Origin of the sequence: Mycobacteroides chelonae CCUG 47445 (genome assembly GCF_001632805.1) — a bacterium.
GTDB lineage: Bacteria > Actinomycetota > Actinomycetes > Mycobacteriales > Mycobacteriaceae > Mycobacterium > Mycobacterium chelonae.
In genome coordinates this window covers 2,605,710-2,618,978 of the sequence record NZ_CP007220.1, presented here as the reverse complement: position 1 = coordinate 2,618,978, position 13,269 = coordinate 2,605,710, and the positions used below count along the sequence as shown (strand labels likewise).

The following is a 13,269-nucleotide window of genomic DNA, read 5'->3' as shown; positions in this document are numbered from 1 at the left end:
TATCCTTAAAGGTCGGTATCGGGAGACCGTGGGAGGTGGCTGAATGCTGGAACCATCGGCCGCAACCGCCCACGTGCGTATTGCCGAACGCATTGCCGTCCATAGTGATTCGCGGCCTGCACGGTTGGTAAGCGCGGCCGCGATGCTGCTTGTCGCGGGATGGCTGGTGCTGTTGGTCGCCCATTCCGGATACCCGAAGCAACCCGATTTCGATGAGATCCTCTGGCCGCTCACGGTTCTGCTGTGCGTCGGATTCATCGCTCGCGGAATCTTTCTGGGGCGGCCGGTCACCTACGGTCATGCGGCATGGGCGGGAGTATCCGTGCTGGTCGCGTTGGGGGCCGGCGTCCTGCAGTTCGAGCACGCCGGCGACGCGTTGGTGGTCGCGGCCGGGCTCATCCTCATGTGGCCGACATCCGCGCCGGCGCAGCCCGAGGCGTTGGCCGAGGTCGGCGCACTGGTGGACAGAACCGGTGACGACCAGTTGGCGGCCTTCGCGATGCACTCGCTCAAGTCCTATTACTTCAACGCCGATCGCACCGCAGCCATCGCATACCGGACGCGCGCCGGTTTCGCGGTGGTCGGCGGAGATCCGATAGGTGACGAATCCCGGTTCCCGTCCCTGGTCCGGGAATTCGCGGCCATGTGTCGCTCGCATGGCTGGCGCATCGCGATATTGGGGTGCAGTGAACACCGCCTGTCGCTGTGGAGTGACCCGCGTTCCCTGGGGCATCCACTCCGCGCCATCGCGGTGGGTCGCGACGTCGTGGTGGATGTGCAAGCCTTCGACATGGTGGGCCGCAAGTATCGGAATCTGCGCCAAGGCATGCAGCGCACCCACAACGCGGGCGTCACCACCGAGATCGTTGACGAGCGCGGTCTCGATGGCGGGCTGCGCGCCGAACTGCGACAGGTGATGGAACTTTCGCATGGAGGTCGCTTCGAGCGTGGATTCTCGATGATCCTCGACGGTGCGCTACTCGGGCGCTATCCCGGTATCAGGCTGATCATCGCCCGGGATGATCGCGGTGTGGTGCAAGGGTTTCACCGCTACGCCACCACCGGGGGCGGCACCGATGTCTCTCTCGATGTTCCGTGGCGGCGCCCCGGTGCGCCGAATGGAATCGACGAACGACTGACCATCGACATGATCGCACTCGCCAAGACCGAGGGCGCCCGCCGCTTGTCGCTGGCGTTCGCGGCATTCCCGGAGATCTTCGCCGAGAAGGACCGCACTCGCGTACAGGAACTCTGCTACTCGGCGATTCACGTGCTCGATCCGCTGATCGCCCTGGAATCTTTGTACCGTTACCTGCGCAAATTCCACGCGCTGGGGGACCGGCGCTACGTGCTTGTGCAGATGTCCACAGTGCCGCTGGTGGCATTCGCTTTGCTGAGTCTGGAGTTCACCCCACGATTGCGCCCGAAAACACCTGATGGAGCGCCTGCGTAACAGGACATTAACGTCCGGAAAACGCGTACGACTTGGGCGATCGACAGGCTGTCCGCGTGACCGACACTCTCGATACGACTGCATCCGCACCCGTTTCGTCTGCTCCGTCCACCCACGATGCCGCCGAAAGCGCGGCACTGCGGGAGACCTTGGAGGACTACACCCTCCGATTTGCGCCCAGGCGATTTCGACGGTGGAGCCCGGCTGTTGTCGGTGTGACCGCCCTGGGCGGCATCGCCTACCTGGCCGACTTCGCGATCGGCGCCAACATCGGAATCTCCTACGGCACCGGAAATGCTCTGTGGGGGATCGGGTTGTTCGCGGTCATCATCATCCTGACCGGAATCCCGGTCTCGTACTACGCCGCCCGTTACAACATCGATCTCGACTTAATCACGCGCGGAAGCGGATTCGGCTACTACGGCAGCATCGTCACGAACATCATCTACGCGACGTTCACATTCATATTCTTCGCACTCGAAGGCTCGATCATGGCCCAGGGCCTGAAGCTCGGGCTTGGTGTGCCGCTGCCGATCGGATATGCGGCCTCCACCATCATCATTATTCCGCTGGTCATCTACGGAATGAAGGCGCTATCGGTGCTGCAGGTGTGGACCACCCCGCTGTGGCTCGTCATGATGGTCATCCCGTTCGTCTATCTCGTGGTGCGCCACCCGGATTCGATCGGAACCTTCTTCGCCTACGGCGGCAAGGAAGCGCAAGGCGTCAACCTGGGCTCGATCATGCTCGCCGCGGGCGTGTGCCTGTCCTTGATCGCCCAGATCGCCGAGCAGATCGACTATCTGCGGTTCATGCCGCCCAAGACGCCCGAAAACAGTCGCCGCTGGTGGACTGCGATGCTCCTGGCGGGGCCGGGCTGGGTACTGTTCGGCGCCATCAAACAGGTGATCGGGCTGTTCCTGGCGGTGTATCTCATCGCCAATGTGGCCGGCGGTGCTGCCGTGGCCAATCAGCCGGTGCACCAGTTCCTGGAGATCTACCAGAACATGATGCCGCACTGGCTCGCCATCACGCTGGCCGTGATTCTGGTGGTTATCAGCCAGATCAAGATCAATGTCACCAACGCCTACTCGGGCTCGTTGGCCTGGACAAACTCATTCACCCGCATCACCAAGCACTACCCGGGCCGATTGGTCTTCGTTCTGTTCAACCTGGTGATCGCACTGGTGCTGATGGAAGCCAACATGTTCGACTTCCTCAATACCATTCTCGGGTTCTACGCCAACTGCGGTATGGCCTGGGTGGTCACGGTGGCTACCGATATTGCCATCAACAAGTACGTCCTGAAACTCTCGCCCATCGAGCCGGAATTCCGGCGCGGCATGCTCTACGACGTCAATCCGGTCGGCTTCGTCTCGATGCTGCTGTCGGCGGGCATCTCGATCCTGGTCTTCTTCGGGGTATTCGGCGAGGCGATACGGCCCTACTCGCCGATTGTGGCCGTCGTGATCGCCTTCGTGTTGCCGCCCATTCTGGCCGTCGCGACACGCGGTAAGTACTACCTGCGCCGCTCCGATGACGGTATCGACCTGCCGATGTACGACGAGTACGGGAACCCCTCGGATGAGCTACTTCGTTGTGCTGTCAGCGGAATCGAGTTCGAGCGTCCCGATATGCTGGCCTCCGCCAAGCCCGGTCCCGGCGGTGAGAAGCAATACATCTCCTCGCTGAGCCTGGCCACCGATCGTGTCGGCGAGCATGTGCTGCCCGCCGATCCGCCCGCTCGGTAGACCTCAGGGCGCCGGAGTACCGGCCTTCTGATTCATCCGCTTCTCGAAATCGTTCTGGCATTGGGTTGCCTTGGCTTGATCACCCTGGGCATTGGAGATGCAGGTGATGAAGTCGGTCAAACCTGCTGACTTCATGAAAACCAGCGTGAACACCAGGATCACCGTGGACAACAGCACGGCAAGGGTTCCGAGGACGATGCCGGAGATCGCCACACCGCGATTGTTGGCCTCACCGCGCGTGACCCTTCGCACGCCCACGATCCCGAGGATCACCGCAACAAGACCGCCGATAAACCCGCCAAAGACTGTGCAGGAGAACAGAATGGCGATGATTCCCACGACCAGCGCCCCCACGCCAAGGCCATTCTTGGGAGCGGGCGGGGGAACCGGCGCACCGTACGGGTACGGGTAGGGAGGCGGGTAGCCGCCGGGCGGCTGATACGGGTAGTACGGCGGGGGTGGTGGCGGCGGCGTTTCCGTCATACCTGCACTGTATCGCCGAGTCGGATATGTGGGCAGGACACCGAATCGGGCAGATGGTGGGTTGCGACTATGACGGTTCGGCCGGCCAGCAGTGGACTCGCGGGGTCCAGTAGCTCTCGTAGGAAAGTCTCGGCGGCCTGCCCATCGAGATGTTCGGTGGGTTCGTCCAGCAGCAGTACCGGCACTTCGGAGAGCAATGCCCGGGCGAGAAGTAGCCTGCGGCGTTGCCCGCCCGAGACCGAGGCCGCGCCTGCGGTCAACACCGTGTCCAGCGCGTGTGGAAGTGCCTCGACCCAGGAATCGAGGCCGACTTCGGACAGCACGTCCAACAGCTCCCCATCGGTCGCATCACCGCGAGCGACGAGCAGGTTGTCGCGCACCGTGGTGGCGAAGATGTGTGCGTCCTCGCCGAAAAACCTGATGAGCGAGGGCAGCTCGGTGGCGGGTAGGTCCGTGATATCGGTGCCGTCGCACCGGATGGCACCGGACACCGGCGGCGCGAAGCCGGCAAGCGTTGTGAACAGCGATGTCTTGCCGACACCGCTGGACCCGGTGATCGCCATCCGCCCACCTGCGGCCAGCCGAAACGACAACGGACCCGACGCGGAAAGGCCGGTCCGCCACGTCAGTTCAACGCATTCAAGCGTGACGCCGGCCCTACCGTTGGCAGGCATCACATCGACCGGTGCGCACGTGTCGTACCCTGCCGTCACGAGCTCTTGCAGATTCCGCGCCGATGCGCGCGAGCGGGCTATGCCGATGGCTGCGGCGGGTAGTGCGGCGGAGGCCTCGAAAGCGGCCAGCGGCAGCAGCACCAAGACGGCAAGCGTCGTGGGTTCGATGTGCCCGGCCAGTTCGACCGCTGCGGCGAACGCCCCGACGACTGCGGCGCCCACGGCGAGAGTCGGAACCGCCGCTGACCACGCGGCGGGAACGGCGGCGGCGTCCTGAGCCGCAGCCCAGTCTCTGCGGCGTTGGCGCGCCACTTCGAGCTGACGGGGCAGAAGTCCTCTGACTCGCAGTTCCGGTGCATGGTCAAGGATCTCGACCGTCGCCTCGGTCTGCAGCGCGCGTGCCCGGGCGCCGCGCGTCTCTCGTGTGCTGGCTGCGCGCGACGCCAACGCGGGTGCCAGCACGTCGGCGACCAACAAGGCACACGCCAAGATGGCGGCGGCAGGTATCGATATGAGCGCAAGTGTCGCCGTGGCCGCCACTCCGAGCACCCCGGCCACCGCGACGGGTATGACGCTGCGGACCACCGTCTCGGCGAGCTCATCGATATCGGTGCCGATACGGTCCAGCACCACGCCCTTGCGGACTTCACCGGCCGCACCGCCAACCAGCCGTGCGTACACATGTGCCCGGACGGTGGCCGCGCCTCGCAGCGCGATATCGTGACCGGCCAGCCGTTCGCAATATCGCCAGATGCCTCGCGAAATCCCCAGTGCGCGTACCGCAACCACGGCTACGGACAGATCGAGTACCGGAGGCATCTGCCATGCCCTGGTGATCAACCATGCCGACAAACCCGCCAGCGCCAGTGCACTCCCCAGCGCCAAGACACCGCATGTGACGGCGATGGCCAGTCGCACCGGCCGCACCCGCAGGGCGATCAGCCAGTGCCGCAACGGATCAGAGGTGCGCGACATGTCTAGCCTGCACGGTGAACACGTTGTCGGCGGCGGCCAGAACAGGCGCCCGATGGCCCACCAGCACCACCGTCGCACCCCTGCGGGCACGGGAAACCAATGCGGCGAGCACGTGGGCCTCGGTATCGGCGTCGAGGTGCGCCGTGGGCTCGTCGAGCAGCAGGATCGACCGGTTGGTGGCGAGCACACGGGCCAGGCACAGCCGTTGGCGTTCACCCAGTGAAAGTCCGGTGCCGCCCGCACCGAGGCGGGTATCCAATCCGTCTCGCAGCGTCTCCAGTGTGCTGTCGAACCTGCTGTCGATCAGTGCGGATTCGAGATCGTCCAACGGTCCGAACATTTCGAGGTTCTCGCGCACGGTGCCGGGTACCAGCACTGGACGTTGCGGCAGCCATCCGAGCATTGACCACCAGCTGTCGCGCTGAATCCGCTCCAGTGGTACCCCGTCCACAAGAACCCTGCCGTGAGCGGGCGTGGTCAGTCCGGTGATGGTGTGCAGTACCGTCGACTTTCCGGCGCCATTGTGCCCGGTAAGAACCGTGACGGCGCGGGGGCGGATTGTTGCGGTCAGTTTCCATGGCGCGTAACCACTTCGGTCCGTCACGCTGATGGCGTCGAGTTCGATGACCGGATTCCTGCTCGGAGCTTGTGTTCCACCGGTCGAAGCCGGGGGTCCGACGGCGTCGAGGAGTTCGAAGGCCTTGTCCGCGGCAGCCGTGCCATCGGCAGCGCTGTGGAACTGGATTCCGACGCGTCGTAACGGCCAGTACACCTCGGGGGCCAGGATTAGGACTGTCAGCGCGGTGGTCAGGTCGAGGTGCCCGAAAACCAAACGCATGCCGATCCCCACCGCGATGAGCGCGACACTGAGGGTCGCGATCATTTCGAGCACCATCGCCGACAGAAACGCCACCCGCAACGTGGCCATCACCGAACGGCGCTGAGAATTGCCGAGTTCGGTGATTCGGCGCAGCGGAGTCGCGGTGCGCCCGAGCGCGCGCAGCGTCGGGATACCCGCGATCAAGTCGAGAATCTGACCGGTGACCGCGGTCGATGCCTGCAGTGCGGCCTCCGCTCGATCACGGGTGAGCAGGCCGATGAGAACCATGAATATGGGAATCAGCGGCAGAGTGATTGCGACGATGACGGCGGATCGGATATCGGACAGTGCGATCACCAATGCGGCGGCAGGTGTCACGATCGCCGCACTGAGCACCGCGGGAAGATATCCGGCGAAGTACGGGCGCAGGTCATCCAGTCCCCGGGTCAATACCGTCGTGGCCGAATCCCGGAACTGCTCTAGGTCACGTGGCTGTGCCTCGGCGATGGTCGACAACAGCTGGTCGTCGAGGTCGGCGATCACCCCGGTCGCGCCGCGTTCGCTGAACCGGGCCTGTACACCCTGAGCTGCCGCCCGAAGCATCCAGAGCACAACGAGGATGGTCATCGGCTGCCCCATATGGGCCATGTCGCGGCTCGCCGGATCGGTGATCAATAGTGCGAGGGCACGGGCCAGGACCACCGCGCTCGTCAGGGTGCAGGCCGTCATCACCAGTTCGCAGAGCACCGTCAGGATCAGGTAGCGGCGGGCAGGAGCGCTGCGGCGCCACAGTCGGGGATCGACCGGGGCACTGCGCGAGGTCGTCATCGCACGGGTAGCCCGACCGGATCGGGAATCTGATCGGCCGAGATGCGCTGCCGGAAAACCCAATATGTCCAGCCCTGGTAGATCAGCACCACGGGAGCGGTGACCGCGGCGGCCCAGCTCATCACCCTGAGCGTATAGGGGCTTGACGATGCGTTTGTCACTGTCAGGTTGTAGGCCGGATCAAGGCTGGAGACAATCAGATTCGGATACAGGGAGCCGAAAAGCAAAGCGACGACCGCGACCACTGTCAGGCAGGTGCAGGCAAAAGCCCATCCGTCACGGGAGATTCGCGAAAAGGCTGCCGCGCCGACCAGCGATAACGCGGCAATCACGAGTGCGATCCATGTCCAACTCTTGCCGTAGGCAAGCTGAGTCCACAATCCGTATGCACCGGCGGCGACGATCACGGGAATCGCCAGCTTGCGTGCTGTGGAGACGGCGTCCTCTCGCACCGCGCCGGCGGTCTTGAGCGATATGAACAGTGCGCCGTGAAAGGCGAAGAGCCCCACGAAAACTACGCCACCCAGCAGCACATAGGGTCTGAGCACGTCGCCGATGGTGAGGGTGAGCTGCTTAGCACTGTCGACCGGAAGCCCGGCGAGCATCGCCGAGAACGCCACGCCCCACAGCAGCGCCGGAATCCAGGATCCGATCGCTATCCCGAGATCGCAGCGGGCACGCCAACGGGGGTCATCGATCTTTCCCCGCCATTCGATGGCGACGATCCGGACGATCATGGCCACCAGGATGAGCAGCAGCGGAAGGTACAGGCCCGAGAACACCGTTGCGTACCAGTGTGGGAAGGCCGCGAACATTGCGCCACCCGCGGTGATGAGCCAGACCTCATTGCCGTCCCATACCGGCCCGATGGTGTTCAACACCGCCCGTCGCCGTCGGTCGTCACCGCGGCCGAGGGGATGCATGAGCATCCCGACGCCGAAGTCGAACCCTTCGAGCACGAGGAAGCCGAGGAACAACACCGCCACGACGATGAACCAGAACTGTTGCAATGCTGTGGGATTCATATCCGGACCCTCCTTACGCGGCTGGTTGGGCTAGTAGGCGAAAGACAGCGGTTTGACGCTGTCGTCATCGGTGACGGGCGAAGCAGGTTCGGTGTCGTGTTCGAGGGGCCCCTCGATGGTGTATCGGCGGATCAGCCAGAACCAGACCACACCCAGTGCGCCGTACAGCAGGGTGAACGTGATGAGGGATAGCCATACCGTGGCTGCGGAATGGTGCGAGACCGCCAGGTCCACGGTGAGCCGGATCTGCTCCACCCCAGTCGGGTTGGGTGCCACCACCCACGGCTGCCGGCCCATCTCGGTGAATACCCACCCGGCGCTGTTGGCAAGGAAAGGGGTGGGGATGGCCAGGATCGAGAGCCAGGCGAACCAACGCTGACTCGGGATGCGCCCACCACGGGTCACCCACAATCCTGCCAGTGCCAGTAGGGCGGATCCGGCAGCCAGCCCGATCATCGCGCGGAAGGACCAGTAGGTGACAAAGAGATTGGGCCGGTAGTTGCGCGGTCCGAACTTCTGCTCGTATTCCTTCTGAAGGTCTTCCACACCCTTGAGAGTGACGTCGGTGAACTTGCCCTCGGCCAGGAACGGCAGCACATACGGGACCGAAATGGCGTGTGCCACGCTGGCGCAGTTGTTGTGCGTACCGACCGTCAACACCGAGAACTTGGGGTCTTTCTCGGTGTAACACAGGGATTCTGCCGACGCCATTTTCATGGGCTGCTGCTGGAACATCAGCTTGCCCTGGACGTCCCCGGTGGCCGCCAGCGCAGCGCCGGACAGGATCATCACGGCGCACGCGCCGATGGCGGCGGGCCGGTACATCGTGCGTGCATCGTCGAGCGTGCCGACCTTGTGGGAGCGGACCATCCACCAACCACAGATTCCCGCGACGAAGGTGCTTGCGGTGAGCAGGGATCCGGCGACGGTGTGGGGGAACGCGGCCAGCGCCGTGTTATTGGTCAGGAGCTCGGTGATGCTGACCAGTTCGGCACGGCCGGTCTCCGGGTTGTAGACGGCACCGACCGGATGCTGCATGAACGAGTTGGCGGCAATGATGAAGAACGCCGAAGCGTTGACGCCGATCGCCACCATCCAGATACACGCCAGGTGCACCAGCTTGGGCAGCCGCGTCCATCCAAATATCCATAAGCCCAGGAAGGTTGACTCCAAGAAGAAGGCCACCAGCCCCTCGAGGGCAAGGGGAGCACCGAATACGTCGCCGACGAAGCGCGAGTATTCGCTCCAATTCATTCCGAACTGGAATTCCTGCACGATCCCGGTGGCCACACCCAGGGCGAAGTTGATGAGAAACAGCTTGCCGAAGAAGCGGGTCAGCCGATACCAGGAGTTGTTGCCGGTGACCACCCACGCGGTTTGCATGATGGCCAGAAGCGGAGCGAGCCCAATGGTCAATGGCACCAAAACGAAGTGGTACACGGTGGTGATGCCGAACTGCCATCGGGATACGTCCAGGGCGTTCATCGCCACCTCCTACGACGCAGCGTAGTAGTAGTTGCTATCCGAGATCAACGCGATACGGGCCACATTTACTAATACGCCAACGAGGCGAACGCGGGGCGATAAACGCATGAACCCACAAGATGGGCGCGGCTAGGGGATCCGTCGGGGCGCGGCGAGTGAGCGTAATGCCGGCGCCACGGCCGGGCCCACCAGGAATCCGTCGGTGCGGCCCGCATCGAGGGCGCGCCGGTAGATCTCGGCGGCACCGCGCACCGCCTCAAGCGTCAATTCGATGTCGACGGACGTGTGTGCGGCGGAGATCACAAAGGATTGCCCCAGCACGCCGCGACGCAGAAGTTCTTGCAACAACAGTGCCCGATAGGCCTGTGAGGGCTTTCTGTCCGGGTCGAGGCTCGTGAAGGTAAGGCATGACGACCGGCCCGCGGTCTGAATATGTTCGTCCACACCAAGTTCAGCGGTGATCTCGGCCACGCCTAACGCAAGGCTGCGGCCCGCGGCCTCCATCGCGTGAACCGGGGCGTCATCACGATAGGACTGCACCACGGCACGAAACGCAGCCAGCCCCACAGCTTCTGGCCCATTGGTGGTGGACAGGAGAAACGTCCGGGGGACATCGGTCCGTAGGCCGCCGCGTTCCATGTAGTCACGCTTTCCAGCGAGTGCGGCGATCGCAAATCCATTGCCCATGGCCTTGCCCCAACACGACAGGTCCGGGGTTACCCCGTAGACCGCCTGGGCGCCCTGGCGCGACCACCGGAACCCGGTGATGATCTCGTCGAAAACCAGCAGCGCACCGTGGTCGGTGCACAGCGACCGCACCGATTCCAGGAATCCGGGTGCGGGCTCGGCCGCCGCGCTGGCCGCTTCCATGATGACGCAAGCGATTTCCCCCGGGAAACGATCGAAAAGCGTGGCCAAAGAATCGAAATCGTTGTAGCTGAATCTGGCGATGTCGTCGGTCGCAGACGTGGGGATGCCCGCGCTCATCTCGGTGGTGCCAATGAACCAATCGTCGGTCGAGAAGAACGGCTGTCGGCACGCCGCCACCATGGTGCGTCCGGTGACGGCGCGAGCCAGGCGGATGGCGGCGGTGGTCACATCCGACCCGTTCTTGGCGAACTTCACCATTTCGGCCGTCGGCACGGTGCGCAGAAAGTCTTCGGCGGCTTCGGCTTCCAGCACCGTGGGTCGGCTGAAACTCACACCCCGCGCCAGGGTTTCGCGGACCGCCTCGACCACGGGACCGTACGCATGGCCGAGCGTTATCGCGCGCAGCCCCATGCCGTATTCGACATACGAATTGCCATCGACATCCCATACCCGCGCACCCGCCCCATGGGTGAGCACCGGTGCCATGCCGAGCGGGTACTGGTCGGCTCCGCGTGCGTAGGTATGTGCGCCTCCCGGCACCGCGTCGTGGAGCCGGGCCTGCCATGCGTTCGACTGATCGAATCCCCGGTGTGTCATGTATGGACTTTCTGATTGCGTTTGACCAGCGCCCATGCCGCACCCGCGAGCACGATCAGCAGCCATCGGACCATCGAAATTTGTTGGAAAGCAGATACATCCAGTACCGAGGCGACGACGGTGAGCGCGACGAGCGCGCCGAGCACACCATTGATCAACTCCGTGGTGGGCACATCGTCACAACGGTTGCGCGCCCTGGCCGCGTACATGATGGCCGTGATCATCAGGACGATCAGGGTCAGCAAGCCCAAGATCCCACCTTCGATGAGGCGGCTGAGGTATTCGTTGTCGAGGACCGGCTGCTCAGGTCCAAGCGGATAGGTGAACGCCCCCTGTCCCAACCAGAAATGCTCTGTCCAATGGGACATCACGTAATCGATTCCGCGGGCGCGTGATTGCAGCGAAGGATCGTCGGCGCTACCCATAAAGGTACTGATGATCGCGTCGAAGACACCCAGGCCGCTCACCGCGGCCACTGCCGCCGCACCGAGGGCGGCCGCGACCAATCCCGCGAGCCGCCGCACCGGCCAGCGCCACGACATCACCAGAATGGCTGCCGCCAATCCGATGAAGGCGGATCGCGAAACCGTCACCACCGAACCCGCGATCACCACGATGGTCAGCAGCGCCCACGGCCAGGCCTTACGGCGCGCGGCCCTGGCGCTGTACACCAGCGCCACCCCGATAGGGGCAATTGTGGTCAGCACCGCACTCAGCTCGAGGGCATGGGCGGCGGCACCCTGTGCACGAACCACACCTTCACGGACAATTCCGTGTGCGACACCGGTATCCCCGAACTTCATAATGCCGGGAATCCGGATCATGGCCGCGATATCAAGACCGGTCCCGAACTGCACCAGGGCGAAGGCCGCGGTGATCGCACCACCGATGACGAGTGCCTTCAACAACATCTCGATAGTGCGCGCGGAATTGTCGGGGTAGGCGGCGAAGAGAAAGACGAAACCTATGAGCGCGGTCACCGTTACCGCGAACGCGGCAATGCCCTGCCCAGCCTGAATCAACGCCACGTGCGGAAGAACGTGTGTGGTGACGACGTTGAAGGACACCACCGTTGTGAGTAGTGAGGCCAGGATCGCGATCGCGAGCCCGCGAGCGCCCAGGGCAAGCCGATGCCCCGACAACACCCAATAGACACCCAGGGCGCCAACGAGAATCAACGCGACCTGCGCGGGACTCAGTCCCTTCAACGCGTAGACCGCGTACACCTGTCGGGTGCTCAGGAGCACGATCAATGCCAGCGCCACGAACGTGACGGTGTCCGGCCCGCGGCCGGACACCACCGTGGCCGGGTTATCGGTCCGCGGAAGGCTTGTCGTCACGCCAGCTACGAAAATCGGTGAGTCGGGGCGGAGTCCAGTTCAAGACCGCTTGGGCAAGCGCCTCGTCATCGATCTCGACGTTGTCCAAGTCATCATCGATGATCGTTGCCTTCGGAGGGTTTGCCACATTCTGGCCGTTGCCGTTCGTTTCAGCCCGGGCTGGTTCGGTGACGGGTTCGGCAGCAGCGAGGCGCGTGTCCGCGTTGTCGGCGGATTTCGTCTTCGCCCGGGCCTTGATCTTGGTTCTACCGTCAGTGGACTTTTCTTTGCGGCGCCGGGCGGCAAGCGCGTCGTACACCAGCAGCCCGATGATGCCTGCCAGCAGCGCCGCGACCGCCATGGAGCCCGCCGATTTCATGGCGCTGGAGGACGTCACGACCGGTGCCGTGGGTTCCTGCAGCACGGTGAGGCTGGCCCAGTTCTCGGGGGAGACGGAGGCGCCCACCTGGAGTTTCACCAGGTTGTCGCGGGCAACGTCCAGCAACGCCGAAGCACCTGCCTGGCAGTCGGAAGTGGCGCTGCACAGCACCAGAATCGACACTTGCGGTGAGGGCTGTTGATTACTCGGGCCCAGGTCAATGGTGTTCGAGACCTTGTAGTCAACACCCGGTGCCGCGGCAGCGATCACGGCCTGTGCGGGCTGGCTGGACATCGACGTGGCAAGGATGCCGGCGAGCTGCGCCTTCTCTGGCGAGAGGTTCAACATGGGGTTGGCACCGAGGGTGTCGCCGGTCGACGAATACGTGGGGGGCGGTATCACCACGGCCGACGCGGTGGATGCTCGGACGGTGACGCCGGTGGTGTATCCGTACGCGCCCGCGCCGCACATCAGCAGGATCACCAGAAGTAGCGCAATTCGCCGGTTCAAGATCCGCTTGACCAGGTCGTTGACGTTCACGGGCGCTCCGACTCTCGCTATCGTCCGGACTATCCGCAGCAGGCGCGCCGTCCCATAACCAGCGTTATTG

At 63.9% G+C, this 13,269-nt stretch carries 10 protein-coding genes; 2 read left to right on the top strand and 8 right to left on the bottom strand.

The window, feature by feature from the left end; genetic code table 11:
- Positions 1-43 precede the first annotated feature (43 nt).
- A complete protein-coding gene (locus BB28_RS12880) occupies positions 44-1,453 on the top strand; it encodes a bifunctional lysylphosphatidylglycerol flippase/synthetase MprF (RefSeq protein ID WP_046253759.1) in 1,410 nt (469 codons plus the stop codon).
- A gap of 56 nt (positions 1,454-1,509) precedes the next feature.
- Positions 1,510-3,204: a purine-cytosine permease family protein gene (locus tag BB28_RS12875; protein ID WP_046253758.1), complete on the top strand. Its 1,695-nt coding sequence runs from the start codon at positions 1,510-1,512 to the stop codon at positions 3,202-3,204.
- Between the two features lie 3 nt (positions 3,205-3,207).
- Here BB28_RS12875 and BB28_RS12870 read toward each other — a convergent pair whose 3' ends face one another.
- The 8 genes from BB28_RS12870 to BB28_RS12835 all read right to left on the bottom strand — a co-directional run bounded on the left by BB28_RS12870 (position 3,208) and on the right by BB28_RS12835 (position 13,199).
- The gene (locus tag BB28_RS12870; protein ID WP_046253757.1) at positions 3,208-3,687 is read right to left on the bottom strand and encodes a DUF4190 domain-containing protein; all 480 of its coding nucleotides are present in this window, start codon (positions 3,685-3,687) and stop codon (positions 3,208-3,210) included.
- A complete protein-coding gene (cydC, locus tag BB28_RS12865; protein ID WP_046253756.1) occupies positions 3,684-5,336 on the bottom strand; it encodes a thiol reductant ABC exporter subunit CydC in 1,653 nt (550 codons plus the stop codon). The genes BB28_RS12870 and cydC overlap by 4 nt, the downstream gene beginning before the upstream one ends.
- Positions 5,320-6,984, bottom strand: coding sequence for a thiol reductant ABC exporter subunit CydD (cydD, locus tag BB28_RS12860; RefSeq protein WP_046253755.1), 1,665 nt, complete (start codon positions 6,982-6,984; stop codon positions 5,320-5,322). The genes cydC and cydD overlap by 17 nt, the downstream gene beginning before the upstream one ends.
- Entirely contained in the window at positions 6,981-8,009 is a 1,029-nt protein-coding gene (gene cydB / locus BB28_RS12855) for a cytochrome d ubiquinol oxidase subunit II (RefSeq protein ID WP_046253754.1), read from the bottom strand. The genes cydD and cydB overlap by 4 nt, the downstream gene beginning before the upstream one ends.
- A 30-nt stretch (positions 8,010-8,039) precedes the next feature.
- Positions 8,040-9,494, bottom strand: coding sequence for a cytochrome ubiquinol oxidase subunit I (locus tag BB28_RS12850; protein WP_046253753.1), 1,455 nt, complete (start codon positions 9,492-9,494; stop codon positions 8,040-8,042).
- A 129-nt stretch (positions 9,495-9,623) separates the two neighbouring features.
- Positions 9,624-10,961 carry a glutamate-1-semialdehyde 2,1-aminomutase gene (locus tag BB28_RS12845; protein WP_046253752.1) on the bottom strand — a complete coding sequence of 446 codons (1,338 nt, stop codon included), beginning with the start codon at positions 10,959-10,961 and terminating at the stop codon, positions 9,624-9,626.
- Positions 10,958-12,301 (bottom strand): O-antigen ligase family protein, encoded by a 1,344-nt coding sequence (locus BB28_RS12840; RefSeq protein ID WP_046253751.1) that lies wholly within the window; start codon positions 12,299-12,301, stop codon positions 10,958-10,960. The genes BB28_RS12845 and BB28_RS12840 overlap by 4 nt, the downstream gene beginning before the upstream one ends.
- The gene (locus BB28_RS12835) at positions 12,273-13,199 is read right to left on the bottom strand and encodes a hypothetical protein (protein ID WP_046253750.1); all 927 of its coding nucleotides are present in this window, start codon (positions 13,197-13,199) and stop codon (positions 12,273-12,275) included. The genes BB28_RS12840 and BB28_RS12835 overlap by 29 nt, the downstream gene beginning before the upstream one ends.
- Between the last annotated feature and the right edge of the window lie 70 nt (positions 13,200-13,269).

Coding starts and splice junctions, on each gene's coding strand:
- BB28_RS12880 (WP_046253759.1), top strand. CDS start 44: ATGCTGGAACCATCGGCCGCAACCGCCCACGTGCGTATTGCCGAACGC.
- BB28_RS12870 (WP_046253757.1), bottom strand. CDS start 3,687: ATGACGGAAACGCCGCCGCCACCACCCCCGCCGTACTACCCGTATCAG.
- cydC (WP_046253756.1), bottom strand. CDS start 5,336: ATGTCGCGCACCTCTGATCCGTTGCGGCACTGGCTGATCGCCCTGCGG.
- cydD (WP_046253755.1), bottom strand. CDS start 6,984: ATGACGACCTCGCGCAGTGCCCCGGTCGATCCCCGACTGTGGCGCCGC.
- cydB (WP_046253754.1), bottom strand. CDS start 8,009: ATGAATCCCACAGCATTGCAACAGTTCTGGTTCATCGTCGTGGCGGTG.
- BB28_RS12850 (WP_046253753.1), bottom strand. CDS start 9,494: ATGAACGCCCTGGACGTATCCCGATGGCAGTTCGGCATCACCACCGTG.
- BB28_RS12845 (WP_046253752.1), bottom strand. CDS start 10,961: ATGACACACCGGGGATTCGATCAGTCGAACGCATGGCAGGCCCGGCTC.